This is a genomic window from Halobacillus sp. Marseille-Q1614 (genome assembly GCF_902809865.1).
In the GTDB taxonomy this organism is placed as follows: Bacteria; Bacillota; Bacilli; order Bacillales; family Halobacillaceae; genus Halobacillus_A.
Genome location: NZ_CADDWH010000001.1, coordinates 2,364,207 through 2,389,748 on the forward strand (window position 1 = coordinate 2,364,207; position 25,542 = coordinate 2,389,748).

The 25,542-nt window shown below is 41.5% G+C and carries 22 protein-coding genes and 1 riboswitch; of the genes, 9 read left to right on the forward strand and 13 right to left on the reverse strand.

The window, feature by feature from the left end; all coding sequences use genetic code 11:
• Window positions 1–22 precede the first annotated feature (22 nt).
• Window positions 23–1,471 (reverse strand): carbon starvation protein A, encoded by a 1,449-nt coding sequence (locus tag HUS26_RS12000; protein WP_173917374.1) that lies wholly within the window; start codon window positions 1,469–1,471, stop codon window positions 23–25.
• A gap of 558 nt (window positions 1,472–2,029) precedes the next feature.
• Here HUS26_RS12000 and HUS26_RS20255 point away from each other — a divergent pair.
• From HUS26_RS20255 to HUS26_RS12015, 4 genes are all read left to right on the forward strand, one after another.
• Window positions 2,030–2,119 carry a hypothetical protein gene (locus HUS26_RS20255; RefSeq protein WP_371809628.1) on the forward strand — a complete coding sequence of 30 codons (90 nt, stop codon included), beginning with the start codon at window positions 2,030–2,032 and terminating at the stop codon, window positions 2,117–2,119.
• Window positions 2,101–2,253: a hypothetical protein gene (locus tag HUS26_RS12005; protein ID WP_173917375.1), complete on the forward strand. Its 153-nt coding sequence runs from the start codon at window positions 2,101–2,103 to the stop codon at window positions 2,251–2,253. Before HUS26_RS20255 ends, HUS26_RS12005 begins: the two co-directional genes overlap by 19 nt.
• A gap of 198 nt (window positions 2,254–2,451) precedes the next feature.
• A complete protein-coding gene (locus tag HUS26_RS12010) occupies window positions 2,452–3,261 on the forward strand; it encodes an alpha/beta fold hydrolase (RefSeq protein ID WP_173917376.1) in 810 nt (269 codons plus the stop codon).
• Between the two features lie 25 nt (window positions 3,262–3,286).
• Complete coding sequence (locus tag HUS26_RS12015; protein WP_173917377.1) at window positions 3,287–4,342, forward strand: SDR family NAD(P)-dependent oxidoreductase; 1,056 nt, start codon at window positions 3,287–3,289, stop codon at window positions 4,340–4,342.
• A 41-nt stretch (window positions 4,343–4,383) separates the two neighbouring features.
• Here the strand turns inward: HUS26_RS12015 and HUS26_RS12020 are convergent, their stop codons facing one another.
• The 7 genes from HUS26_RS12020 to HUS26_RS12050 form a co-directional block, all read right to left on the reverse strand.
• On the reverse strand, window positions 4,384–5,571 hold the full coding sequence (locus HUS26_RS12020) for a sugar MFS transporter (RefSeq protein WP_173917378.1): 1,188 nt from the start codon (window positions 5,569–5,571) through the stop codon (window positions 4,384–4,386).
• Window positions 5,572–5,688: 117 nt separating this feature from the next.
• Complete coding sequence (locus tag HUS26_RS12025; RefSeq protein WP_173917379.1) at window positions 5,689–6,414, reverse strand: metallophosphoesterase; 726 nt, start codon at window positions 6,412–6,414, stop codon at window positions 5,689–5,691.
• Window positions 6,415–6,476: 62 nt separating this feature from the next.
• On the reverse strand, window positions 6,477–7,418 hold the full coding sequence (locus HUS26_RS12030) for an aminoglycoside phosphotransferase family protein (RefSeq protein WP_173917380.1): 942 nt from the start codon (window positions 7,416–7,418) through the stop codon (window positions 6,477–6,479).
• A 56-nt stretch (window positions 7,419–7,474) separates the two neighbouring features.
• On the reverse strand, window positions 7,475–8,917 hold the full coding sequence (locus HUS26_RS12035) for an NAD(P)H-binding protein (RefSeq protein WP_173917381.1): 1,443 nt from the start codon (window positions 8,915–8,917) through the stop codon (window positions 7,475–7,477).
• Between the two features lie 104 nt (window positions 8,918–9,021).
• Window positions 9,022–10,602 carry a long-chain-fatty-acid--CoA ligase gene (locus HUS26_RS12040; RefSeq protein WP_173917382.1) on the reverse strand — a complete coding sequence of 527 codons (1,581 nt, stop codon included), beginning with the start codon at window positions 10,600–10,602 and terminating at the stop codon, window positions 9,022–9,024.
• 130 nt (window positions 10,603–10,732) lie between these two features.
• Entirely contained in the window at window positions 10,733–11,029 is a 297-nt protein-coding gene (locus tag HUS26_RS12045) for a hypothetical protein (protein WP_173917383.1), read from the reverse strand.
• A gap of 258 nt (window positions 11,030–11,287) precedes the next feature.
• On the reverse strand, window positions 11,288–11,650 hold the full coding sequence (locus tag HUS26_RS12050; protein WP_371809581.1) for an N-acetyltransferase family protein: 363 nt from the start codon (window positions 11,648–11,650) through the stop codon (window positions 11,288–11,290).
• Window positions 11,651–11,841: 191 nt separating this feature from the next.
• On the opposite strand from HUS26_RS12050, the gene HUS26_RS12055 reads away from it, so the two are divergent.
• On the forward strand, window positions 11,842–12,222 hold the full coding sequence (locus HUS26_RS12055) for a RidA family protein (RefSeq protein WP_173917384.1): 381 nt from the start codon (window positions 11,842–11,844) through the stop codon (window positions 12,220–12,222).
• Window positions 12,223–12,496: 274 nt separating this feature from the next.
• On the opposite strand, the gene HUS26_RS12060 is transcribed toward HUS26_RS12055, so the two are convergent.
• A complete protein-coding gene (locus HUS26_RS12060; RefSeq protein ID WP_173917385.1) occupies window positions 12,497–12,727 on the reverse strand; it encodes an excisionase family DNA-binding protein in 231 nt (76 codons plus the stop codon).
• A gap of 98 nt (window positions 12,728–12,825) precedes the next feature.
• Between HUS26_RS12060 and HUS26_RS12065 the strand changes: the two genes are divergently transcribed.
• Window positions 12,826–13,281 (forward strand): hypothetical protein, encoded by a 456-nt coding sequence (locus HUS26_RS12065; protein ID WP_173917386.1) that lies wholly within the window; start codon window positions 12,826–12,828, stop codon window positions 13,279–13,281.
• An 89-nt stretch (window positions 13,282–13,370) separates the two neighbouring features.
• On the opposite strand, the gene HUS26_RS12070 is transcribed toward HUS26_RS12065, so the two are convergent.
• The gene (locus HUS26_RS12070; protein ID WP_173917387.1) at window positions 13,371–14,447 is read right to left on the reverse strand and encodes a cell wall metabolism sensor histidine kinase WalK; all 1,077 of its coding nucleotides are present in this window, start codon (window positions 14,445–14,447) and stop codon (window positions 13,371–13,373) included.
• A 157-nt stretch (window positions 14,448–14,604) separates the two neighbouring features.
• On the opposite strand from HUS26_RS12070, the gene HUS26_RS12075 reads away from it, so the two are divergent.
• Window positions 14,605–15,345 carry a VCBS repeat-containing protein gene (locus HUS26_RS12075; RefSeq protein WP_173917388.1) on the forward strand — a complete coding sequence of 247 codons (741 nt, stop codon included), beginning with the start codon at window positions 14,605–14,607 and terminating at the stop codon, window positions 15,343–15,345.
• A 134-nt stretch (window positions 15,346–15,479) separates the two neighbouring features.
• Here the strand turns inward: HUS26_RS12075 and HUS26_RS12080 are convergent, their stop codons facing one another.
• From HUS26_RS12080 to HUS26_RS12090, 3 genes are all read right to left on the reverse strand, one after another.
• On the reverse strand, window positions 15,480–16,427 hold the full coding sequence (locus tag HUS26_RS12080; RefSeq protein WP_254434190.1) for a CBASS cGAMP-activated phospholipase: 948 nt from the start codon (window positions 16,425–16,427) through the stop codon (window positions 15,480–15,482).
• 87 nt (window positions 16,428–16,514) lie between these two features.
• On the reverse strand, window positions 16,515–17,831 hold the full coding sequence (locus HUS26_RS12085) for an aspartate aminotransferase family protein (RefSeq protein WP_173917389.1): 1,317 nt from the start codon (window positions 17,829–17,831) through the stop codon (window positions 16,515–16,517).
• Between the two features lie 221 nt (window positions 17,832–18,052).
• Entirely contained in the window at window positions 18,053–19,432 is a 1,380-nt protein-coding gene (locus tag HUS26_RS12090; RefSeq protein ID WP_371809582.1) for a YjiH family protein, read from the reverse strand.
• 609 nt (window positions 19,433–20,041) lie between these two features.
• Window positions 20,042–20,149: riboswitch (SAM riboswitch) on the forward strand.
• Window positions 20,150–20,217: 68 nt separating this feature from the next.
• Between HUS26_RS12090 and HUS26_RS12095 the strand changes: the two genes are divergently transcribed.
• Together HUS26_RS12095 and metH are read left to right on the forward strand one after the other, a co-directional pair.
• Complete coding sequence (locus HUS26_RS12095; RefSeq protein ID WP_173917391.1) at window positions 20,218–22,086, forward strand: bifunctional homocysteine S-methyltransferase/methylenetetrahydrofolate reductase; 1,869 nt, start codon at window positions 20,218–20,220, stop codon at window positions 22,084–22,086.
• The gene (gene metH / locus HUS26_RS12100; protein ID WP_173917392.1) at window positions 22,052–25,504 is read left to right on the forward strand and encodes a methionine synthase; all 3,453 of its coding nucleotides are present in this window, start codon (window positions 22,052–22,054) and stop codon (window positions 25,502–25,504) included. The genes HUS26_RS12095 and metH overlap by 35 nt, the downstream gene beginning before the upstream one ends.
• Window positions 25,505–25,542: the final 38 nt, after the last annotated feature.

Here is a 25,542-nt window from a genome sequence, read left to right on the forward strand (position 1 = left end):
ATCTAAAGGCAGCTTATAAATATTAACTGGCTTCTGAAGCCAGTTTCGCTTCTTTGTTTTTAGCTGAATGATTTTGGACCAACTTTTTAATGAACCAGGTTAAAACGGCTACCCAAATGACAGCGCCGCTCCACATGGATACATCATATGGAAGCCCGAAACCTTCAGGAGCATAAAAAATATAAGTGCTCACAACACCCGTCATAAACAGAGCCGGTACACTGCAAATCCAGTGGAATTTCTGTTTTTCCAGCAGATAAATAGCTGCTGTCCAGAGCATGATGGTAGCTACTACCTGATTGGACCACCCCACATATCTCCATAAGAACGTGTAGTCAATCGTAGATAGATAAAAAGCAGGCGTCGCCACGACTAGCACGAGAAGACCATTTTTAAGTTTACTAGGTGATTGATTGGAATCTTTTTTACGCAGAAGTTCGCTTAACATCATTCGTGAAGAGCGAAGAGCTGTATCCCCTGTAGTGATTGGAAGAATAATGACTCCAAGTATAGCGAGAATCCCGCCAAACGTTCCGAGCGTAGTGGAACTGATTTCATTAATAACTCCAGCAGGTCCCCCTGCATCTAAAGCTGTTTGAAGTCCGCCTGTACTGCCGAAGAAGGCCATACCCGCAGCGGCCCAAATAAGTGCAATGACTCCTTCTCCAATCATCGCTCCATAGAATACTTTACGTCCTTCACTTTCCTTTTTCAGCGTTCGTGCAAGAATCGGACTTTGCGTACTGTGAAATCCGGAAATCGCCCCGCAGGAAATGGTCACCATCATCAGCGGCCAGATAGGCAGCTCTCCAGGATGCAGATTGCTTAACGCTAAATTAGGCACAGGATTATCAAAGAAAAATAACCCGATTCCGATAGATACCGCCATAAAAATCAGGATAGCTCCCAAAAGCGGATAAATGCGGCCGATGATTTTATGGACCGGAAGTAACGTTGCTATTAAGAAATAACCAAAGATAATAGCTAATGAGGTAAGAAAGTTTAAAGGTGTCAGCTGGGTTACGAGTTCAGCTGGACCTGCCGTAAAGGCAGCTGCAACAAGCACCATTAAAGCAATAGAGAAAACATTTATAAAAGCCTGAACGTTTTTCCCAAGAAATTTACCAACAATCGTCGGGAACTGGGCCCCTTTATATCTGACTGACATCATACCGCTGAAATAATCGTGTACGGCTCCTGCAAAAATACAGCCGATGACGATCCAGATAAACGCTACAGGACCATACAATGCTCCCATAACTGCTCCGAAAATAGGTCCAAGCCCAGCGATATTTAGCAATTGGATTAAACTCGCTCTCCACCAGCTTATTGGTGTATAGTCAAAGCCGTCTTTGTGTGTATAAGCAGGTGTAGGATTTTCGTCATTAATGCCGAAAATTCGCTCAACCACCTTTGCGTAGATCATGTAACCTGCGATTAATAATAAAATGGATGCAACAAATGTGAGCATCGCTGAGCCTCCTCTCAAAAATCAATGTAAGGAGTATTCTATACCGGTCCATCGACAATAACAACCATATTTCTGAAAATTTTATATTTTTTCTTTTTTCTCTATATTTTGAAGCGTTTTCAATGGAAACAATTAGTAACGCTAACAAAAAAAGCGAGACTCAGCATTGAGTCTCGCCCGCCTTATGTAACCTGCCACCCCATAAGAGAATGGTTAAGTTCCCGCAGTCGCTTTAGCGATGGGGTGGCATTACTAATAAAATAGCACAGCAGATGAACGCAAAGCAAGTTATAGGAAAATACTATATAATAAACAAAAAGTTAATTGGAGTGATGCGTTTGACTGCTTCCCTTCAAGAACAGCCACCTTCCTTACTTCACAGAATAAGCCCCTCCCATCCTAAGCACGAAGCCATTTCAGAATTATTAGGCCGGCAGAAAGCTGGTGCTTATAGAGAAGAATCCCTTCATTACGGGCTCTCTCACATTCCAGCATCTAACTTCTTTACATTTTCTACGATGTACGCCTTCCCCTATTGAATGATTTCTTAGTACAACTATCGATGCCCTCATCGTTTCTAATAAGTATATATTTATATTAGAAGTCAAAAATCAGGAAAAAGTATTGATATGGATAACCATCAGCTGATTCGCATTCTCGATGACAATGAAGCCGGGATGCCGAACCCTATCACTCAAGCCGACAGTCAGCTGGCTCACCTAAAAAACCGGCTGATTGAAAACAAGCTGCCTATCCCTCCGATCCATTCCCTTCCTTCCTAAATTTTACTCAAAATTACCACGCTCATCCAAAATATTTGTGAGCTCATCACAAAGTTCACAAAAAATTAAAGAATTCACCTATTAATACTAGCACAGGGCGCTTCTATGCTTTACTATGAGGGGAGGCAGATTAATCTGTCGAAGTTAGTCATAAAGAGACTGGTTAACAGAAAGAAATAAATACAGGAGGACCCCCTCGTGTTAGATTATAAAATTTACAGCAAAGATAACAGTAAAGAATACCTCGTTTTACTTCATGGAATAGGTGGAAACTCGAATATTTTTGCGAAACAATTAAAGTTCTATAAGGACCACTTCAATGTGATTACGATCCATTTGCCGGGTCATGGCAAATCATTTGGAATAGATAAATACGGTAATGCTTTCTCTGAACAAGCCGTAGTTGAAGATATCATCGCAACATTGGATATTTTAAAAATTGAGAGAGCCCATTTCATTGGAGTATCCCTCGGATCCGTTATGATTCACTACTTGATGAAATCCCACCCTGACCGAGTAATCAGTGCTGTGCTCACGGGAGCAATTACAGAATTTAATTTCATCTCTAAAGTTCTTCTTTTTGTTGGAAAAATGATCAAGTCAATTACGCCTCATTTATGGCTGTATCATCTTTTCGCGTTTATCATTATGCCTAAAGCAAATCATAAACAATCCAGGGATACGTTCATCAAAGAAGCGAAGAAAATGAAGCGTGAAGATTTTATTGGATGGTTTAACATCGCTCATCGAGTGGCTAAAAGTTATGACCTGGTACCAAAACTTACTGACAAAATTCCTAAACTTTATGTTTCAGGGAGCGAGGACCACCTTTTCTTAAACAATCTTAAGAAAGACATTAAGCAGGATATAAATGCCAGCTTAAAGCTTATTGAAAAGTGCGGCCACGTATGTAACATTGAAAAGTACAAAGAATTTAATCGGATCACTCTCGACTTTCTTAAAGGGAATCGGAATCATAAAGTGAAGCCGGCCAAACAGATTTCTTAGAAAAGCCGAAACAGGAGTGAATGATTTGAATATATTTTTAACAGGTTCGACTGGTTTTCTAGGTGGTAAATTAATTCAAAACTTAATGAAAGATACAGATCATCATGTCTATCTTTTAGTTCGCAATTTAGGAAAAGCCAGACAGCTCGTAGAATCTTTTTCAGAAGAGAACCAGAAGAGAATTCACATTTTGGAGGGAGATATTACTTCTCCGAATTGTGGAATAACTGAAGAAACTTTTAATCAGCTGAAAGGCAAGATTGATTGTTTCTATCACTCGGCTGCCCTCGTGAAGTTTGATGTAGAGCTCAGCGATGAATTGTTCGAGATTAATTATACAGGTACGTTAAACACCTTAGAGCTTGCGAAAGAGCTTGCGGTGAAGAAGTTCTTCTATATCAGTACAGCCTATACGGTTGGTAAAAAGAGCCATGGTGTCGAAGAGCTCTATCCCTTGGACGCTGAGTATCATAACCCTTATGAAGCAAGTAAAGTCAAGTCAGAGCACCTTGTTTTTTCTTATGGTAATCAAATGGATGTCTCGATTTTTCGTCCGGCGATTATCGTCGGTGATTCTAAAACCGGGGAAGCTGATTCTGAATTTACACTGTATGGTTTCATGAGAGCTTTAGATATCTTTAAACGCCGTATGATGAGAAAAAGTGATGCCAACAAAGATGAAAAGTATCGGGTAATAGCCAATCAAGAGGGTACTTCTAACTTTGTACCTGTTGATTATGTAGCGGATATACTAAGTTTAGCTGTGACGAAAGCTGAACCTCATACGATTTACAACATCACGAATCCTAATCCTCCGACTAATTATGAGATCATGAAAATGTTCAAAGAAGCTCTTCAATTTGAGCAGCTTGATTTAATAAACAGCCAGGGTGATTATGAGCTCAGTGAAGAAGAAAAACAATTGAATGGCATGGTCGATATTTTCAGTGTTTATTTAGCGGGCAATGTGTCCTTCCGTGATGAAAACACTCAAAGGTTAATAGAAGGTACAGGTGTTAAACATCTAAACCTGCCGCCACAGACAGTACAAATGATTATCAACGCTTATTTTACACATTAAAAAGCCCTGAAGAATCTTCTAAAGATTCTTCAGGGTATTTTTTATGAGGCTGAGCGAGCCTGCTCTTGTTGACTGGATTTTTCACTGTTTAGGAACAGAGACATCACTAACATAAGCGCTAGGAAGATAAGCACGACACCGAATCCGCCTGTGTGACCAAACGTTTCAGATGCCAATCCTACGATATAACCGGCAATACCTCCGCCGATTCCTGAAGCAATATAAATTAATCCCAGCGCGGAACCGCTCGTTTTAGACAGCTGTGTACCAAAAGCTGTAGCTGTCGGGAATAATGTTGAGAAGAACAGGCCGGCTCCCGCAAAAAGATAGGGGAAGCTGTTTGCAAATAGGAAGCTGATTCCTACCATAATAACCGATCCTGCCGAGAAAGTGATTAGGATCTTACGTTCATTTACCCAATTCGATAGATAAGCGACTCCCAGCCGTCCAACCATAAAGAATATAGAAAACAGCGACAGAATTGCAGCTACCATGTCTTCCTTAGCAGACTGTGATAATCCTCCGAGGTCGAGTGATTTTAAATAACTCGGAAAGAAGTTGGTAAACGATACTTCTGCAGATACCTGAAGCATTAGGAACACCATAAGGAAAACAAACTGTGCGTCTTTTAACATCGGAATGAATGCCTTAAGATCAACTTTTTCAGCTTTGCCTGTTGGAAATGATACAGAAGTAATATAAATAATAATGCCTACGATTGCCACTGCAATCCCTACATAGAAAACGCGCCATGAAGCAAATTGGAACATATAGTTTAGAATCTGCGGGAAGAGAACCATCCCAAGTCCATAAACACCCATCGCGTAGTTAAACATTTGTCTTTGCTTATCAGGATAAGCAGCCGGTACAATAGCGTTAGAAGCTACACCAAGCGCCCCTAAACCAAATCCAATAATCATATAAAAGCCTAAGAAAAACATAATATTAGGCGCCGCACCCGTACCTGCAAATCCAAGGGCCATCACAATCGCACTAATAATCGTCATCGTGCGCAAACCTTTTTTATCGGTATAATAGCCGATGATTACACTAGCTAAAGTAAACCCGAGCTGGAAGATAAAAACGATAAAACCGAACTCGCCCATATCGAGACCAAGATCATTTTCTACTTGATCTAAGACAATTCCTTTCGTATTTGTAACTCCACCTGATATAAATTGAGTAAACATGAGTATGATTAACGCATGAATACTTTTTCCTTTTGACATGACAAGGACCTCCTGAATAGATATAAAAATTAATACATATGCGGAGATACCCGGTCATTTTTTCAGTAAAACTTTGTAAACGATACCAATAAAAAATCCATTTTTTCTGAAAAATGGTCAGCCTGCAGGAGAAGCATTCATTAACAGATTACTCAACAATTTCTTTTGAGGGTAATCAGAGGATTTAACGTCTTCCACTGTTTCCTCCAGATCGTAGCTTGTTCGTATAATCGACACCTGGACTCCTTCTTCTTCAATATCAACCATTGCATAAGAAGGCTGGGCGAGCCCGTCAAATGGCAGCCCGACACTGCCTGTATTTATAATAATTTTCCCATCGATATGACGGACATAAGGCTTATGGATATGACCGTAGATATAGATATCTGCTTTATCATTCTTCATAAGCTTTTCTTTCATGGTCTCCTTTGTTGATGATGGCTGGACCACTTCAAATAAGTCATCTGGGGCAGCGTGAAACCCGTGAATATGAACACCTTCATAATCTTCATTGATTTCACTTGGCAGCTGGTCTAAGTAATAGACGGACTCACTACTCATATTATTAGTGGTCCATTCCTTCTCCTCATTCATGTCATCGATAACTTCATCGGGAACTTCCCCGTGCTGGACGCCGCGTACGACCCACTCATCTGCATTCCCTTTTATAACCTTAGCATCGAGCTCTCGTACCATTTGAACAGATCGTTCAGGCTCCAATCCTCTAAAAGCAAGGTCTCCAAGGACAAACAACCTGTCTATTTCTCTTTTTTTAAGATCTGCTAATACCGCTTCTAAAGCTTGGGCATTGCCGTGAATATCTGAAATAAATGCTAGTCTCATAAACTTCTCCTTTTAATTAAGAATTTTATCTTATCGTTCCCTTCCCGTTTCTTCATAAACTATCAAAGTGATTTAATTTTTTCTGCCATCGAATGATGAAAATTATCGTAATAAAGCTTTTGAAAAATATTAATTCCTTTATAGAAGCTCTCGCTGTACTCCTCTGTTTGTTTATTAACTGACCAGGACGTGGCAAGAACCGTATGAGCAAACCCCCACATGAGGAAACGCTCTTTATTTAAGTTTAGCTTATCCGTGAACAGATCTATTCTTTTTCTAATAATATTCAATTCTCCAGCATCAGGCGGCATGCAATTCAATAAATACTGAACAAGGTCATACTCCACCTCGCCTACGAGTCCTTTAGGGTCTATCGCTGCCCAATTGCCTCCTCTTTGCAGTATATTATAGTGGTGAAAATCGCCATGTAAAACATATAAATGACTCATCGATTGATTCAAATATGTAAAGATCTGTAACGCTTCCTGAAGAGTTTCATTTGAGATTGGCCCCAGTCCATTCGGGGAATTTTGATAGATAATCCTAAGATTCTCTTCCCTGCTTTTCGTGGAATACAGACGGCACCCAGCAGGCTTAGGAACAGTTAATTGTTCAATAACATCGGCTGCTATCCTCGTGGCTTCCTCATCATCTTCAAGCTCGGCAAGCATCGTGCCAGGGCTTACTTTCTCAAGAATTAAAATCCGCCTATGTGGATCTTCATCGATCAATTGGACAATTCCCTCAGGGTTTAGAATTTGCAGTGCTTCTCGCTCATCACTGTGTCCGTCTTCGGGCAGCCCAAGCTTAACCACCACTTCCTTCCCATCCTTTCTTACAGCAGGTGCCACATAATTATAGGAGAGCTCGAAAGGAGCATGTATCGAAAGGTTCCAATGATATTCACAGTACTTTAAAAGCTCAGGGAGCTCGTTCAGCCACTTCTCTCCAGTTTTAGGACAGGCTGATTTTACATTTCGCACAAATTTGTCCTGCAGCTTCATTTGTATCCTTCTCCTTATCCCAGTATGAAAGCCCGGCTTTTTTCCGGGCTTAGGTGCTAAGATATCTGCCATTCTTTTTCTCTAATATCCCGGCTGCTGGATGTTGTACCCATTGCCTGCAAATGTTTGCGATATAAATACATAACGAACAGATGAGCTTTTGCCTGGGTGTATTTATAAATAAACCACGGCAAGGATGGAAGATAGTCGTGTATCGCAACGATACATTGTGAAGTGTTGGGTATTTGTCTGAATTCAAGTCGCCCTCTTTTATTCTTCTTCGGATCAAAGAAAACTCCACCGGTCAGATAGTATAAGGCTCTATTTGCTGTACTTCTTTCTTTCGAATAGGACAGCTTTAAAAGGGGCTCCTTCGGATAGGTAAGCTTAATTTTATAGTTTCTTTGATCATCAACTTCAGCTGTGACGAGGGGTGAGAACTTATCCGACAGCCACTGGATATAATGCCGGGCAGCCCATTGTGCATCTTTTCCTTCAGGAAGCTCAATTCTCTGGACGGACCGGACATCCTGCTGTCGTTTAGGAGCTTTGGATTTTTTCTTACTTGACGCTGATTGCTTTTCTTCCTTTTTTAAAGACCATTCAGCCGATTCTTTAAAAGTCATTTTACCATAGCTCACTTCCTCCTCCATGTTCCTTGTATCTGCTGTCATCGGATGAATCAGGCTTTCGATGAGGGGATAAACCATTTCCTTAGGAGACCCCGTCGTTATGCTGACCCATAGACGGGATAATTTAACCGTAATAAATGGGACATCAAAAAGCCTCGGCTTCTTGCCCATGGCTTGTGCTGTCTGGATCATCATATCTTTGTAAGTCATAATATCAGGCCCCCCTACATCAATGGCCTTGCCGGAAAGATTCTCGTTATCGATACTTTTATCAAGGGCAGTGAGTACGTCTGGTAAGGCAATCGGATGTGTGTTAATCCTCGTCCATTTTGGCAGCGCCATTACGGGAAGCCTTTTTACAAGCTTGGCTAAAATAGGGAAAGAAGACCCTTTTGGCCCGACGATCAGCCCGGCTCTGATGGTAGTAACCGGAACGCCATAAGCTCTTAAGACCTCTTCGACTTCCAGCCTGCTCCTTAAATGCCGCGACAGCCTTTTAGCCTTAGGGATGATACCGCTTAAATAAACGATTTGTTTTATTCCATTTTTCCTGGCAGCTTGGGCAAAGTTATCGGCTAGGATGACATCCATATCTTCAAAAGTCCCTTGCGTCAGCTTCGCCGATGGCAGCATCGAGTGAACGAGATAAACCGCAATATCCGCTCCTTCTAACCCTTTTTCTGCGTCATCCAGCGAGTACAAGTCACAGGAACGCCATGTCACATGAGCGCTGTCTTCTTTCTGATCACCGTTTCTCGAAAGAGCAATCACATCAGCATATTTTGTAATTTTATCTAATAGGTTACTTCCTATATATCCACTTGCCCCGGTAAGGGCAATAACCGGCCGTTTTGTTTTTTCTTTCATTTTTCTAGAAACCTCCTATACGGTTACATTTACCCTTCTCTTAAAAAATTTAACTTTTCCATTAGTTTTAAAAAGCTGTCTCCATTTAGAGACAGCTTCCTTAATTATTTAACCATTTTATCCTGGTCTTTCCAAAATTCTTTTCTAAGCTTCACTTTTTGAATTTTTCCAGAGGCCGTCTTAGGTAATTCCACCACAAACGAAAAGCTTTTCGGCACTTTAAAATGTGCAAGCTTTTCCCTGCAGTATAACGTTAATTCTTCTTCTGAAAGCGTGTGGCCATCACGTACGACGATGACCCCGTGAGGAACTTCTCCCCATTTTTCATGCGGCACGGCAATCACGGCTGTTTCTAAAATGGAAGGATGATCATAAAGTGCCGCTTCTACTTCAATAGAAGAAATATTTTCTCCGCCGCTGATGATGACATCCTTTTTTCTATCGACGATCTCAATAAAACCGTGTTCATCCACTACGGCCATATCCCCTGTATAGAGCCAGCCATCGCGGATCGTATCATTCGTCGCTTCCGGATTTTTATAATACCCTTCCATTACGTTGTTGGACCTTGTGGCGATCTCACCAATCGTTTTCCCATCGTGCGGCACAGGTTCTCCAAGCTCATCAAAAACTTTTACTTTAGAGCCTATCATAGAGTAACCTGTTTTTGCTTTAAGAAGGTACTTTTCCTCCGCAGATAAGTCCTGCTCGGAAGACCGTAAGATTGTCGTTGTAACGAGCGGTGTAATCTCGGTCATTCCATATACTTGGATAAACTCCCAGCCCAAGTCTTCTTCCACTTTTCTCACAAAAGCCGGCGGAGGAGCGGAACCCGCAATGACCACCCGGACCTCTTGGTCGATTTCCGGCTTTTGAGATTCATATTGCTCAAAGATCATATTTAATACAGTCGGGGCCATATGCATGACGGTGACGTTGTGATTTTTTACTTTATTTAAAATGACTTCTGGATCTGTTTTTCGCAGCATTACTTGTGTGGATCCGTTCATCGTATAGTAAAAGGGCGAACCCCACCCATTCACGTGAAACATAGGAAGAACGTGGAGCAAAGTATCCTGGTCTGACACTCTTAAATGATGCATCGTAGATAAGGCATGTAAATAATTAGAACGGTGGGAAAGTAACACTCCTTTAGGATTTCCTGTCGTTCCACTTGTATAAAGCAAGCTTGCTATATCTGTCTCTTCTAACGGAACCCGGTCAACAGGTTCAGAAGAAAATTGGTCTCTCCACCGTTCATAGCTTTCATATCCTTCCTTAGCTTCCCCATGAATAATTACTTTTTCCAAAGAGGGTACTTCGTGTATGACCGACTCGACCAGCGGGTAGAGTTCCTCATCAACAAATAAGACCTTGCTTTCACTATGAGTCAGAATAAACTTATAATCAGCCGGCTTTAATCTAGTATTTAACGGTGTCATGACCCCGCCGACTTGAAAAACCCCATAAAAGCCTTCGAGCATTTCCAAAGTGTTAGGAGCCAAATAAGCGATCTTATCTCCTTTTTTCACCTGGAGATCCTGCAGGCCTCTTGAAAGCTGGTTCACTCGTTCATTTAACTGACGGTAAGTCAACGTTCTGTCATCACCTATAACAGCGTCTTTTTCACCATATAATTCTACAGCTCTGTCTAAACAATCGGTTAATACTAATGGCACATGCATGTGCTTAATTCCCCTTCCATAAAAGCGGTTACATTTAAGTTTAATGAAAATTCTGTCATATTTCAAATGATTGTTACATAACAGGTTCCATAATAAAAAGGGGGAATGGTTTAACCATTCCCCCCTTTTTTTACATTCCACCTATCCCAATAGCTGCCAATAAAATATATACCATTAAAAGAAACGCGAAGAAATTAAGTAAGATTAGAAGCCACTTTAAAAATCCAGTTCCTTTAAAAGCAATTAGTCCTCCTGAAAGTGGAAAAACAAGCATAAGAACAAACGCAATCTTTCCAAGTCCCCAGTAACTGAACCCAGTTACCATAAGTGTGAACATAACTATAAAAATCGCAAATAATACGAGAGAAATCATATTAAATTTCTTCTTACGCTGTGTGTCATCATTAAAGCTATATCCGTTTAACATATTTACCCCCCTAAAACAAAACTGCCTACTCTATTATATGCTTAATGATCTATTACAGAAAGTGTCGATTTACGGAATTCTGCGGAACATTTTTTAGGAAATATGGAAAACAAATGGCCTAGCTTTCTATGAGTTTATACATATAACACTCGTCTACAAAGGTATGATTGATTTTAAGAGAATCTTTTTTTACCCCCTCAATTTCAAAGCCTGCTTTTTGATAGAGGTGAACAGCCGGCTTATTATCTACGGCTGTCGTCAGTTCAAGCCGTGAACTTTTTTTGACACTGCCCATTTTTCAATTGCTTTAAAGAGTTTTGTCCCCATCCCTTGTCCCCGATACCCTTGATCCACTCCAGCCGCTAAATAAACGGAATGCTTGTTACGAATGGCTTGGCCTCCAATAGCTATAATATATCCTTTAAGCTTGCCATCCAGTTCTGCGACCATAATCGTAGAATTCGGCATACTGGTGATCTTTTTAATTTTTTCTTTTTCTTCTTCAATATTGGAATCTCTCTCACCTGGTTCCATTAACATATACTCAGACTCTTTTTCCACCTTGTTGATCAGCTGCAGGAAAGCAGGCGCATCTGCAGGTGTAATATGCCTAATAATCATAATCATCCACCTCTCATGCACTATTTCTTCATAATCCTTGATAATACCTTTTACTATTATAAATTAAGTAAATGGAACCGCTAAGTAGCATTCGACAGGATCGGCCAATATTTCCTGGGAAATGATTAACTTTTCGATTTAATCCGTACATGGTAGGATGAGAGTATTACATATGAAGGAGCTGCATGTTTATGTTCAAATCACTATCTACAAAACAGGCACCAGAAGCAATCGGACCTTACTCTCAAGCTGTGGAAACAGGAGACCTGTTGTTTATTTCCGGACAGATCCCGCTCGACCCTGAAACTATGGAATTTGTATCAGATAATGTGAAAGAACAAACTGAACAAGTGATGAAAAATATCGGTGCTATTCTCCAAGAAGCTGGACTAAGTTATAAACATATTGTAAAGGCAAATATTTTTATGGATTCTATGGATGATTTCGCTGTAGTAAACGAAGTGTATGCCAGCTTTTTAAGTGAGCCTTATCCTGCTAGAGCGGCGATCCAAGCAGCAAAGCTGCCTAAGGGAGCCAAAGTTGAAATTGAAGCTATTGCTGTAAGAAAATAAAGTGAAAGCAGAGCAAATTTTGCTCTGCTTTTTTTGGCTATGATATCCGGCGGCTTCTGTGAGAGAAGACGACTCCCTTTCCGCGGACGACCTGCCAAGCCTCCTCGCTAGCTGCGGGGTGTCGGCAGGCCGTTTTTTAAAGCAGGAGTGTCGCACCTCCGTCTTGCAAAGAGAAACTCTCTTTCACCTATCCTGGCGTCTGCCTTACTTTTATTAACTTAAATAAAACCTCACCTATAAAGGTGCTATCCCCAAAGGTAATCTTTGCTCTGCTTTAATCTTCATCTTTGATATCTCTGTCTTTTGGAAGTGGTTCACTTAAATATTCAATCATTGATTCCCTGTACTTTTCTATCTGCTGAAAATACGTATCAAACTGCTGCTTATTAATCATATCTTTTTCACCGTCAAAAACCGAACGGATCTTTCCTGTTTGCACCAGTCTTTCCACATGCGTCACCGGTACATCAAGGTACTCTGCAGTTTCTCTTACTGTTAAATACATCTCACGCACTCCTCCATTATTCGTCTTTTCTAATCACTACATGCTCTCGCCCTTTTGTCTATGCTATAATGAATCAATTACTAGTGCTGGAGGTTACTATGCTCACTTTTGAAGAAAAATTAAGTATTATTGAAGAATTTAAAGAACTTAAGAAAAGCCCTATCTCTCTTGGACGAGTGAATTTTCACTTTGAAGAAAGTCTTTATGATAAAAAGAATGTCGTTTATCACTTACACCCTAACCGCAATGGTTTTGTCTATGGTGCTGAAATCGAAGGCTGTGAAACAGATGACCGTGGAATGGTGAATATCCGGGACTATAATGAAAACGAGCTTCGCACCATTATTAGAGAAGCTATTGACTCCTTGTCAAAGACACCTGCTGAGAAAAATCCGATTATGGAAGAATGGTTGAACCGCTCTGGACAATCTCTAGTACTTATGCGCGAAGATGATGGGTACAACGTGTATGCCGAAGAAACGCTCGAAGGAACTTTCAATTCTTATAGTGAAGCGGCTAACTTCCTCGAACAGGAAGGGTTTAATCGCATATAAAAGGAGCCTGCTAAAGGCTCCTTTCAGGCTGCCTGAATAGTTTCGGCAGCCTGATTTTTTTGGTTATTATTCTTTTCCTTCATAAAATTTTATTGGTAAGCAGGCAGGGTGAAGCTGATCGTTGTCCCGTGTCCAATTCTGCTCGCCGCCTTCATCATTCCTTCGTGCTCTTCAATAATTCTCTTGGAAACCGGCAGCCCGAGCCCGCTTCCCCCTTCAATAAACTTCTTCGTCTCTTCTGACTGATAGAACAATTCAAAGATATGAGGCAGATCATTATCCAGAATCCCGTGGCCGTTATCCGTAACTTCTACCGTAATCTCCCCCTTCTTTTCCTTCAGAAGGATATCTATTTTCTTCTCCTCTTTATCCATATATTTAAGACTGTTGTTCATGATATGGACTAAGACTCTTCTTAATTGATCAGTGTCTATTCTTGCAAAATAAGGTTTGACCTCTTCCGCTTTAAACGTAAAGACGACCTCATCCCATTCCGTTTCAAACTCAGCCATGACTTCTATTAAAAATTCGCGCATATCTACTTTTCTATATCGAAAGGAGAGTCTTCCCATATCTAATTGGGAATGCTGAAAAAGTTCGTCAATCATCCGCTCAATGACGATTGTCTTCATGTGAATATTCGAAATAGGTGTCTTCACCTGTTCCGGCAGAGGACGGTCATGTGAACGGATTTCCTCCACCTGCTCTTTCATATAAGTTACTGGATTCTTTAAGTCGTTGGACAAATTGTCAATCAGCTTCCGACGATTTTCCATGTACTTTTCTTTCACTTCCAGCGACTCTATAAGCTGCAGCCTCATTTCCTCAAAAGAATCCGACAGCTTTCCAATCTCATCTTTCCTCATCCGAACGAAAGGAGTATCCAGCTGTCCTGAACTGATTTCTTCGGAAGCCTGTGTAAGCTTCTTCATCGGTTTAAGTATATATCTACCTACATAATAGATAAACAAACTGTTGCTGATAAGTAGAAGCAAAAGCCATCCGATAAGATGAATGAATGTAAAGGTAAGGTGCTGATTCCCTTCACCACTTCCGCCAAAGTCTAACATATATAAAAGAAGATAACCTTCAATTAATAAGAATAGTAAACTTGGTATAATTACGATCGCAACGTTCGACCGCACAAACCGTTTCCGAATCGACATGATTCCCGCTCCTTTATTTCCGTAATGACTTTAGCATATACCAAACATAAAGGAGACGTCTACACAAAGCGTAAGTACAGCTTTCATTAACTCTTTTTTCAGGTAGAGCATATAATGGCCTAAGCCCAATTTAAGGATGTATGAGAGGAAGGAGCTTATGTATTCAATAAACCAGAGAGCACCTTTTCGCCAGCCGACCATCGTTGCTTTTGCCAGAGGAGACGTAAATGGAGACGGTGTTCCTGATAACGTTTATCTCACCGGACAGAAACCAAACGGTACAGGCAGCCCGTTTACTACAGAAATTACCCTTGTCATACAAGATGGACGAACACAAGCTTTCTACAGTGTTCCATTAGCTTCCAATGCTGGTTATGAACCTTCTCTTTTTCTAGGAGATTTTACAGGCGATCAAGTCGATGACATTTTAATAAGTATTAATTCCGGTGGAAGCGGCGGATTTTATTTTTACTATATTTATTCTTTTTTAAATAACGAAGCTGACGAAATCTTTAATTATGAAACGTTTAACGACCAGTATCTCTACGACGTCATGTATCAGAACAATTATAAAGTTCTGGTTACCAACCAGACGTTAAATACCTCATTTATTATTGATATAAGTAATCGGGGAGAAGATTATCTGTCGGAAATCTATCTGCCAAATGGCGAGTTAAAAGCACCGGTTCAAGGGTTTGTATCCGGATTGAATACGGCCTATCCAATTGATTTTAATGGAGACGGCGTATTCGAACTGTTTGCGTTTCAGCGTATTGCCGGACGATACAATGCCGATGGACTGGGTTTAGTCCAGACTCCCCTGACCTGGAATGGAAAAGAGTTTGTTATTTATAATGATTTTCAGTATGTGGCGGTTTTAGGCACTGCTAATGAATAACTTCATTTAACTGACAATTATTTAAAGGAGCGGCAGGTTCATCCATCTTCTGCTGCTCTTTGTCCCTGCCATAATTATAGATCTCTGTTTACCTCTTTTCTAAGCTTTATAAATAGCTGAATAGGCGAAAAATGTTAAGAAGTGATGAAGTTGATGATTTCCTTACGGTGATCTTTATATATTTGCTTTCCAATGTCTATCATTTCATCTATTCTTTCAATCTCATCAAACGAAATTTCATCTGTCAGCTCTTTATTAATACGCAGATAATTTTTCTGAAGCAAAAGGCGGGAATGGTAGGAAACGGACTCGGACGACAAGTGCAGCGCTAAATCAAGCAGCTTGGGTTTGGCAGTAATGGAAGGAAATTTCAAAGGCATCCACTGCCGCAGGCCCCAGTATTTCCCGTGGTTATGTGAGAATTTAATGTCTTGCTTTCCCGTTCCAAAGGATATGATACGTATATTATTCAGTGATTGATTAAAATAATGAAGAGCTTCTGTAATGCACACAAGGGAAGGATTATTTGCCCATAGTCCTCCATCCACCGAAAGATACTGGCTTCCTACATTATTCGGTGGAAAGTAAACAGGGGCAGAACAAGAAGAAAGGACGGCATCCCATAATTTAATGGAATCTAATTTTCCCTCGACTTCTCTGGAACGATGAATATATGGATTTCCATGAGTTAGATCTACTGCCGGTATAAGCAATGGTTTCTCAACATCCGAAACTGTGATCTCTCCAAACACCTCTTGTAAGAGCTCCCTCAATTCTACATCTTTATATACACTTTTCATTAATCCCACTCGGGCCTGCCGTTTAAAAATCTTCTTGGCATAGCGCTGGTAGTATTTCAATACGTCTTTCATCGGATGTTCTAAAGCAATCGACGCAGAAATAACTGAACCTGTACTCGTTCCCGCCACTAAATCAAAATACCTTCCAATCGGCTGTTCAAGTTCTTCTTCAACTTGCTTTATTACCACTATCGGAATTATTCCGCGAATTCCTCCACCGTCAACACATAACATTTTCATATCCTTCACCCGGCCGCACAGATTTTGGTATAGTTTGTCCACTCATGAACAACCTTATGCACACTTTGCGGCTTTGTGATCTATAGAAAAAAAGCCGCACAAAGGAATACTCCTCTGCCGGCTTTTTAATTACTGAGTAACCTCTATCTCTTCTTCGTATACCGCTAATGCCTGTTCGAACATTTGCAGACCTTCATCGATCTGCTGTTTCGTTACGGTCAGAGGAGGAATCATCCGGATAATTTCTGTCTGATTGCCTCCAAAGTAGAAAAGGACGCCATTTTCAAGGGCGGCATCTAATATTTTAAACAGCCCTTCACTGTTTGGTTCTCCTGTAGCAGGATTCACGATTTCAATTCCAATCATTAACCCCACGGACCGGACCCTTCCGATAACCGGATGGTTTTGTTTGATTTGCTGGAGTTTCTCTGCAGCATAGGCCCCTGTGTCTCTCGCATTCTTCAGCAAATTTTCTTCTTCGATAACGTCTAATACAGCATTTGCCGCACAGCACGCTATCGGATTCCCTCCAAAGGTTGTCGCATGACTCCCGAGCGGCCACTGTTTCATCAGTTCTTTAGATGCCACTGTAGCGCTAAGCGGCATACCATTCGCAATTCCTTTAGCTATCGCCATAATATCAGGCGTTACATCAAATGTTTGAGAAGCGAACCATTCTCCTGTCCGCCCGAAACCGGTCTGCACTTCATCAAAAATAAGCAGAATATTGTGCTGATCACACAGCTCTCTTAACTTTTTAAGCCATGCTTTTGGAGGAACGATATAACCTCCTTCACCAAGAACCGGCTCTACCAGCACAGCAGCTACTTCTTCAGGCGTCACCTGATGAGCAAATAAGCGGGCAAAATCTTTTTCAAGCTGATCCACTACATACTGTTCAGGATCGACCCCAGCTGGACTTTCATCTACTTGAGCGTACGGTATTTGATAAGAACCCGTCGGATTTAAAAACTTCCGATATTTGCTTTTAGAACTCGTTACACTTAACGCTCCCATCGACCGGCCATGAAAACCACCGATAAAGGATACAATATAAGGTCTTTCTGTCACATGTCTGGCAAGCTTAAGGGCTCCTTCCACCGCTTCAGCTCCACTGTTTCCAAAAAAGAAGCAGTCCAGGTTTCCCGGCATTATTTCGGCAAGCCGGTCTGCCAATTTCAGGATCGATTTATATATAATGACGCCTGAAGGACCATGTCCGAGCTGATCAGCCCCTTCTTTAATCGCCTCTACTACTTTAGGGTGTCTGTGACCAACATTTGTCGTGGCTATCCCTGATGTGAAATCTAAATATTCTCTTCCATCCGCCCCGAAATAATAGCATCCTTCTTCTTTTACAACTGGCAAATTCGGATGGTCTTTCGCCATACTGGGCGCTAGACGCTCAGACATATTATCTACAAGGTGACTCCACTCATATCCCATAAATACAACCTCCTGCATCGTTCTGTATATTTTGATAATAGATTGTTGATTCAGCTTGGAACGGCGAGACTTCTGCTTAAAAAACGGACTGGCAAAACCCCGCAGTGATGTACGAAGGAAGTTCGATTAAATTCGGTACGTCCTATGACTCCACATCGTGTGCGGCCGCTTAAAAAGCGAGCGGAATTCCTGTGAGATCAACAGTGAAAAGGTAAAAGAACCTAAAAGAAAAACAGGTGCGCTATTAAAGCAGCGATTGGCAGAGTAATCACGGTTCGCTGCAAAAAGATGACAAAAAGCTCAAGTAAATTAATTGGTATTTTTGACTTGATAAGCAAAATTCCAATTTCCGACATATAAATCAGCTGAGTTAATGACATAACTCCGATTACAAAACGGGTGAGCTCAGATTCAATGCCAGATCCGACAACAGCTGGTAAAAACATGTCCGCGAATCCTACGATCATCGCAGGGGCAGCAGCACTCGCTTCCGGAATCTGCAAGACGTTCAGCAAAGGAATAATCGGATACGATAAAAGTGTAAAGACCGGTGTAAATTCCGCAAGGATCAGCGCAATGGTCCCTAATGCCATGACAAGCGGAATTAAACCAAACCAAATATCAGCTACGTTGTAGATTCCCCGGTTAATGACATTGCGGACGCTTTTTACCTGGTCTGCTTTTTTTACTGCTTGATCTACGGCCCACCGGAAGCTCGAAACCCCTTCTGGGACACGTTCGTCAATTTGCTTGCCGACAGGCTCATAATATGTATCTTTCTTTTTCGATAATGGCGGAATGCGCGGACATATAATAGCGGCCACAACCCCGCATACTACTACCGTCAAGTAAAACTGAACAAAGAGATGATCGATTCCGAGAAATCTTGCAATAACAAGGCTGAAGGCAATCGATGCAATTGAGAAGTTTGTGGCTACAACGGCTGCTTCACGTTTTGTATAATATCCGCCATCATATTGCTGTGTTGTAAGGAGCACCCCTACCGTTCCGCTTCCCATCCAGGAAGCAAGCGCATCTACTGAAGAACGTCCCGGCAGTTTAAAAATCGGGTGCATGACTTTACGAACCATAGACCCTATAAAATCCATAAGTCCAAACTCTAATAGAAGCGGCATAAATAAGCTGGCAAACAAAAACCAAACCATTAGTACAGGCACGAGATCATATAGGACCACTTGGCCGGTAAGTTCAGAAGAAATAATAGATGGACCGGTTCCCGTTAAGGTTATCGTCGCAAAGAGCGCTCCAACAAATCGGAGAAGTATCCAGAATAATCCGATATCAAACAGTGAAGACAAAAACGGCTGCTGGCGAATAGAAGGTGCAGCAGCCGTTTTTATCACCAGGCATCCTATCGCTGAGATCCATAACACACATGTCATAAATAAAGGAATAATATCCGAAATGGCAGCCTGAAGGCCGTCGGCTAATATCCCAAGCCCTATCGTAACTGTTCCATTTACAGAGACAGGTACGAGGAAAAGAAGGATTCCTGCTAATGATGGCAGCAAAAATTTCATCAGCTGTTTGAACGAATACTGCTCAGTAACTTCTTGTGCTTCTTGCTTTCGTAATTCCACAAATAATCCCCCCATTGATGAATTAAAATATTATATTTATTAGTACATAGTACTCAATTCATAAAAGCGACCTTTTGATAATACATTTTTACGTATAAAGATTCAATAGAGGATCTGTTTTTATGTAAGTCCGCAGAAATGCGCTTATATCAACCTTTTGACAAGTATATCAAAATAATCCCCTGCATAACTTTATATTTTGAAAATTCACTACATTTTAATTATAAATTACAGAAAATTATAAAATTTACAAATGTCCATTGGGCCACATAAATGGTTTTTAATGTAAAAATACCTGAAGGAAAAGATTGTCAGAAATTTATTTGTATAAAAGGTTTGTTAAACGGCCTTGTTGGAACAGAAAAAGCAAGGGGTTATGCGAGACTTCTGCTTAAAAAATGGGCGGGCAAGACCGTGCAGCGCGAGGTTCGCGAGTAGGCTTGACCGTTCGTGCGCGGAATGGGAACAGGCTCCTTTTTTCATGAAGGGCAACATTTACAATTAACAAAAGTTATAAAAAAGGAAAAAATTTTGAATTTTCCCTTGATTCCCATTCCTTTTTCGTGTAGTCTAAATCGCAACGATATTTATAACTTAATACTAAAGATTTTCTTATCCAGAGAGGTGTAGGGACTGGCCCGATGAAGCCTCAGCAACCACTGAATCAATCAGTATGGTGCTAAATCCAGCAAGTTTTAAAACTTGAAAAGATAAGAAGGAGAATTGAACGTTCAAAAGTCTTCTTCTTAGAAGGCTTTTTTTTATTTTAGCGAGGAGGACTATTCATGAATTTAAAAAAAGCCCTGCATAATTACACGTTAGTGGGAGACGGTGCTATGGGTACACTATTATATTCCTACGGGATTGATCAATGTTTTGAAGAATTAAATCTCTCCCACCCCTCAGGCGTTCTTGATGTCCATAATGCCTACGTAGCTGCAGGCGCTGATGTGATTCAGACGAATACATATGGCGCCAATTACGTGAAACTTTCCCGTTATGGGCTTGAAGACAAAGTGAAGGAAATAAACACAGCAGCTATAGAACTTGCGAAGCAGGCAGCGACAGACAGCAATTATGTCGTTGGAACGATTGGAGGGATCCGCTCCTTTAAGAAGCAGGCGGTTTCCTTAGAAGAAATAAAGCGCAGCTTCCGTGAACAGCTTTACTCGATGTTATTTGAAGAGGTCGACGGTATCTTGCTGGAGACTTATTACGATCTGGAAGAACTGACGACCGTTTTACAAATCGCCAGAAAAGAAACGAACCTGCCGATTATTGCACAGGCTTCTATGCATGAACCCGGTGTTCTTCAGGACGGTACGCCTTTGCCTGAAGCCCTGGCTACATTGGAAAAGCTCGGCGCTGACGTGACGGGAGTGAACTGCCGGCTTGGACCTTACCATATGACTCAGTCACTGGAGAAAGTGCCACTACCTAAACAATCTGTATTGTCTGCCTACCCTAATGCCAGCCTGCCATCTTATCAGGATGGAAGGCTCGTCTATAAAACAGATGCCGACTATTTTAAAACAAGTGCCCGCTCCCTCTATGAGCAAGGAGCCCGTCTAATTGGCGGCTGCTGCGGCACAACACCGGAACATATCGCCGCGATAGCCAATGAAGTAAAAAGAAAGAAACCGATTCTTCATAAGGAGGTTCCTATTGATGAAAAAGAACCTCAGGAAAAAATTGAGGTAAAACAGACGAAGCCTCACCTACATGAAATTGTTGCAAAGAAACCGTCAGTCATTGTGGAACTTGACCCTCCCAAAAAATTAAATACTGACCGATACTTGCGAGGGGCAAAAGCTCTGCATGAGGCCGGAGTTGATTCGATTACGCTGGCTGACAATTCTCTCGCTTCACCGAGAGTCTGCAACACGGCAATGGGCTCAATCATAAAGCAAAAATACAATATTAATCCATTGGTCCACATCGCCTGCAGGGACCGCAATCAGATTGGCCTGCAGTCTCACTTAATGGGGCTTCATACATTAGGAATTACAGAAGTGTTAGCTATTACCGGTGATCCAACTAAAATTGGAGACTTTCCCGGAGCCACCTCGGTTTATGACTTTTCTTCATTAGACTTGATTCAATCCATTAAGCAGTTAAATGAAGGGCAGTCCTTTTCAGGGAAATCGTTAGGAATGAAAACAAACTTCTCTGTGGCCGCCGCGTTTAATCCTAATGTAAGAAACTTAAACCGGGCTGTTGGACGGCTTGAGAAAAAAATAAAATGTGGAGCTGATTACTTTATCAGCCAGCCCGTTTACAGTGAAGCACAGCTTTTAGAAATTTATGATGCCACTAAACATATTTCAGCACCGATTTATATTGGAATCATGCCGCTGATCAGCGCCCGGAATGCTGAGTTTTTACACAATGAAGTGCCAGGCATAAGCTTATCCGATGATATCCGAAAACGTATGGAAACCGTAAGCCACAACCCTTCCCTCGCTCAGGAGGAAGGGATTGCGATAGCTAAATCATTAATTGATACAGCAGTAGAGCTCTTTAATGGAATTTACTTAATCACCCCATTTTTGCGCTACGAGATTACTGTAGAACTCACCCGCTACTTTAAAGAAAAAACAAAAGGAAGGACAGATGCAAATGACCACATTATTTCACAAACAACTATCCAGTAAAATTCTTGTCCTCGATGGCGCAATGGGAACAATGCTGCAAAACGCCGATCTTACACCTGAAGACTTCGGCGGCGAACTGTATGATGGATGTAATGAATATTTAAACATTACCGCCCCCCATGTTATTGAAAGAATTCACCGAGAATACCTTGAGGCGGGCGCCGATATTATTGAGACGAATACGTTTGGAGCTACCGATCTCGTTTTAGATGAATATGAATTAGGTCACTTGGCCGAAGAACTCAATATCAAAGCGGCCCAAATCGCCAGACAGGCAGCCGTTCAATATTCATCCGAAGAGCATCCCCGCTTTGTTGCCGGCGCAATGGGACCTACTACAAAAACTCTATCTGTAACAGGCGGGACGACTTTTGACCATTTAACAAAGGCCTATGAGGAACAAGCAAGAGGGTTAATTAAAGGCGGAGTGGACGTTCTTTTACTAGAAACCTCTCAGGATATGCTGAATGTAAAAGCCGCCTATATCGGAATAACCCGGGCTTTTAAATCCCAGGTTGTCGAGCTTCCTTTAATAATTTCTGGCACGATTGAACCGATGGGTACTACATTAGCCGGCCAGAACATTGAAGCTTTCTATTTGTCCCTAGAGCATATGAAACCGGCCGTTGTGGGACTGAACTGTGCCACAGGACCTGAATTCATGCGTGACCATTTACGTTCTTTATCAGATTTAGCGACTTCTTCCGTGAGTTGTTATCCTAACGCCGGCCTCCCGGATGAAGAAGGAAACTATCATGAAACCGCTGAATCCTTAGCTGAAAAGATTGCAGGCTTCGCCGAAAAAGGCTGGCTGAATCTAGTGGGAGGATGCTGCGGAACGACACCTGAACATATAAAAGCTCTTTCAGAAGCGGTAAAGGACTACTCTCCAAGGGTTGCTCCTTCTTCTCACCCCCATGCTGTTTCAGGGATCGAGCCATTTATTTATGAAGATCAAAGCGACCGTCCTATTCTAATTGGTGAACGTACAAATGTTATTGGATCGAGAAAATTTAAAAGGCTGATTGCTGAAGAAAAATTTGAAGAAGCATCTGAAGTAGCACGAGCTCAAGTAAAAAAAGGTGCTCAAGTAATTGATATCTGTCTGGCTGATCCTGACCGTGATGAAGCTCAGGATATGGAAGAATTTATGAAGCAGGTCATTAATAAAGTAAAAGTGCCGCTGATCATTGATTCCACAGATGTGGAAGTTATCGAAAAAGCACTTAAGTACTCGCAGGGAAAAGTAATCATAAATTCAATTAACTTAGAAGACGGCGAGGAACGATTTGAGGAAATTGTACCGTTGATTCACCAATACGGTGCGGCAGTTGTTGTAGGAACTATTGATGAAGAAGGAATGGCAGTAACTGCTGAAAGGAAACTGGAAATTGCCATTCGGTCTAGAGATATACTTGTAGATCAGTATGGATTAGCCGAATCCGATCTGATCTTTGATCCTCTCGTTTTCCCAGTAGGGACAGGAGATGAACAATATATCGGTTCTGCAGAAGCAACAATTGATGGTATTCGCTTAATTAAAGAGAAGCTTCCCAAATGTCAAACGGTTCTCGGGGTAAGTAACGTATCCTTTGGGCTGCCTCCTGTGGGCAGAGAAGTTTTAAATGCTGTTTACTTATACCACTGTACAAAAGCAGGACTTGATTACGCAATTGTTAATACAGAGAAGCTGGAACGCTACGCTTCCATTGCTCAGGAAGAAATTGACCAGGCCAACAAACTGCTTTTTGAAACTACCGATGCTACACTTGCTGACTTTACTGCTTTTTATAGAGGAAAGAAAAAAGAAGTTAAAGCACCGACTTCTACGATGAGCCTGCCAGAAAGACTCGCTCACTATGTTGTAGAAGGAACAAAAGAAGGTTTGATTCCCGACTTAGATGAAGCCCTCGAAACTTATGAAACACCACTTGATATCATTAATGGACCGCTCATGGACGGGATGGCTGAAGTCGGGCGCCTATTTAACGATAATCAGCTGATCGTAGCAGAGGTATTGCAAAGTGCAGAAGTAATGAAAACTTCGGTTGCCCATCTGGAGCCGTACATGGAGAAGGATGATACTTCTAATAAGAAAGGGAAAATCTTATTAGCAACTGTTAAAGGTGATGTGCATGATATCGGAAAGAACCTCGTCGATATCATTCTAAGTAATAATGGGTTTGAAGTCGTTGACTTGGGGATTAAGGTAACTTCTACAGACTTGATTTCTCAAATTAAAGAAGAGAACCCGGACTTTGTCGGGCTCTCCGGCTTACTCGTTAAATCCGCACAGCAAATGGTGCTTACCGCACAAGATCTTAAACAGCAGGAAATTAGTATTCCCATATTAGTAGGCGGCGCGGCTTTATCCAGAAAGTTCACCAATACAAAGATTGCCCCTCAATATGATGGAACTGTATTTTATGCAAAAGATGCGATGGATGGGCTCGCTTTGTCTAATCGTTTAAGTAAAAAAGAAGAGCGTGAACTGCTTATTAAGGAACAGCAGGAGAAACAAGAAAAGGCGGTCGCCCTGGGAGCAGAGCAAAAGGCAAAGCAGGCCGCTAACACTGCCGTTTTAGAAAAACCAGTTTCAACGGTATCTAAAACGGTGCCTGTTTACACCCCTCACGATTTTGATCAGCACATCATAAGAAACTTTTCTGTTGCCCATATTGAGCCTTACATCAATATGCAAATGCTGATCGGGCATCACTTAGGTTTAAAAGGCAAGTTTTCTAAACTGATTGAGGAGAAAAATGAAAAAGCAATTCATTTAAAAGAAGTAGTAGACGAATTGATTGGAAAAGCCCAAAGAGAAGGATTGATCCAGCCATCTGCCCTGTATCAGTTCTTCCCTGCCCAGTCGGACGGTGATGATGTTATTATTTATGACCCGGCTGACAAACAGACAGTTATCGAACGATTTACTTTTCCAAGACAGAACCGCTCCCCTTACCTTTGCCTGGCGGATTACCTCCGTTCAGTAGCAAGCGGCGAAATGGATTATGTCGGTTTCTTCTCCGTTACCGCAGGAAAAGGAATTCGTGAACAAGCTGTAAAGCTAAAAGAAGAGGGAGAATATTTGAAGAGCCACGCCCTTCAAGCCCTTGCCCTGGAAACAGCAGAAGGACTGGCTGAGCATATTCACCAGCTGATGCGCGATAAATGGGGCTTCCCTGATGCGACAGACTTTACGATGCAGGAACGCTTTTCCGCCAAATACCAGGGTCAGCGTTATTCCTTTGGCTACCCTGCCTGCCCGGACTTAGAAGATCAAAGGAAGTTATTTAAGTTAATTCAGCCTGAACAGATCGGTGTTGAACTTACAGAGGAATGCATGATGGAACCTGAAGCTTCTGTAACAGCTATGGTATTTGCCCACCCTGAAGCCCGATATTTTAATGTTCATTAAGGCAAAAAGAAAGCCAGTTCACATTTTGTGAGCTGGCT

What these genes read in the sequence shown, in the direction of transcription:
- HUS26_RS12000 (WP_173917374.1), bottom strand. Translation starts at nt 1,471, where the DNA reads ATGCTCACATTTGTTGCATCCATTTTATTATTAATCGCAGGTTACATG.
- HUS26_RS12005 (WP_173917375.1), top strand. Translation starts at nt 2,101, where the DNA reads ATGGATAACCATCAGCTGATTCGCATTCTCGATGACAATGAAGCCGGG.
- HUS26_RS12020 (WP_173917378.1), bottom strand. Translation starts at nt 5,571, where the DNA reads ATGTCAAAAGGAAAAAGTATTCATGCGTTAATCATACTCATGTTTACT.
- HUS26_RS12025 (WP_173917379.1), bottom strand. Translation starts at nt 6,414, where the DNA reads ATGAGACTAGCATTTATTTCAGATATTCACGGCAATGCCCAAGCTTTA.
- HUS26_RS12030 (WP_173917380.1), bottom strand. Translation starts at nt 7,418, where the DNA reads ATGAAGCTGCAGGACAAATTTGTGCGAAATGTAAAATCAGCCTGTCCT.
- HUS26_RS12035 (WP_173917381.1), bottom strand. Translation starts at nt 8,917, where the DNA reads ATGAAAGAAAAAACAAAACGGCCGGTTATTGCCCTTACCGGGGCAAGT.
- HUS26_RS12040 (WP_173917382.1), bottom strand. Translation starts at nt 10,602, where the DNA reads ATGCATGTGCCATTAGTATTAACCGATTGTTTAGACAGAGCTGTAGAA.
- HUS26_RS12045 (WP_173917383.1), bottom strand. Translation starts at nt 11,029, where the DNA reads ATGTTAAACGGATATAGCTTTAATGATGACACACAGCGTAAGAAGAAA.
- HUS26_RS12050 (WP_371809581.1), bottom strand. Translation starts at nt 11,650, where the DNA reads ATGATTATTAGGCATATTACACCTGCAGATGCGCCTGCTTTCCTGCAG.
- HUS26_RS12055 (WP_173917384.1), top strand. Translation starts at nt 11,842, where the DNA reads ATGTTCAAATCACTATCTACAAAACAGGCACCAGAAGCAATCGGACCT.
- HUS26_RS12060 (WP_173917385.1), bottom strand. Translation starts at nt 12,727, where the DNA reads ATGTATTTAACAGTAAGAGAAACTGCAGAGTACCTTGATGTACCGGTG.
- HUS26_RS12065 (WP_173917386.1), top strand. Translation starts at nt 12,826, where the DNA reads ATGCTCACTTTTGAAGAAAAATTAAGTATTATTGAAGAATTTAAAGAA.
- HUS26_RS12070 (WP_173917387.1), bottom strand. Translation starts at nt 14,447, where the DNA reads ATGTCGATTCGGAAACGGTTTGTGCGGTCGAACGTTGCGATCGTAATT.
- HUS26_RS12075 (WP_173917388.1), top strand. Translation starts at nt 14,605, where the DNA reads ATGTATTCAATAAACCAGAGAGCACCTTTTCGCCAGCCGACCATCGTT.
- HUS26_RS12085 (WP_173917389.1), bottom strand. Translation starts at nt 17,831, where the DNA reads ATGGGATATGAGTGGAGTCACCTTGTAGATAATATGTCTGAGCGTCTA.
- HUS26_RS12095 (WP_173917391.1), top strand. Translation starts at nt 20,218, where the DNA reads ATGAATTTAAAAAAAGCCCTGCATAATTACACGTTAGTGGGAGACGGT.
- metH (WP_173917392.1), top strand. Translation starts at nt 22,052, where the DNA reads ATGACCACATTATTTCACAAACAACTATCCAGTAAAATTCTTGTCCTC.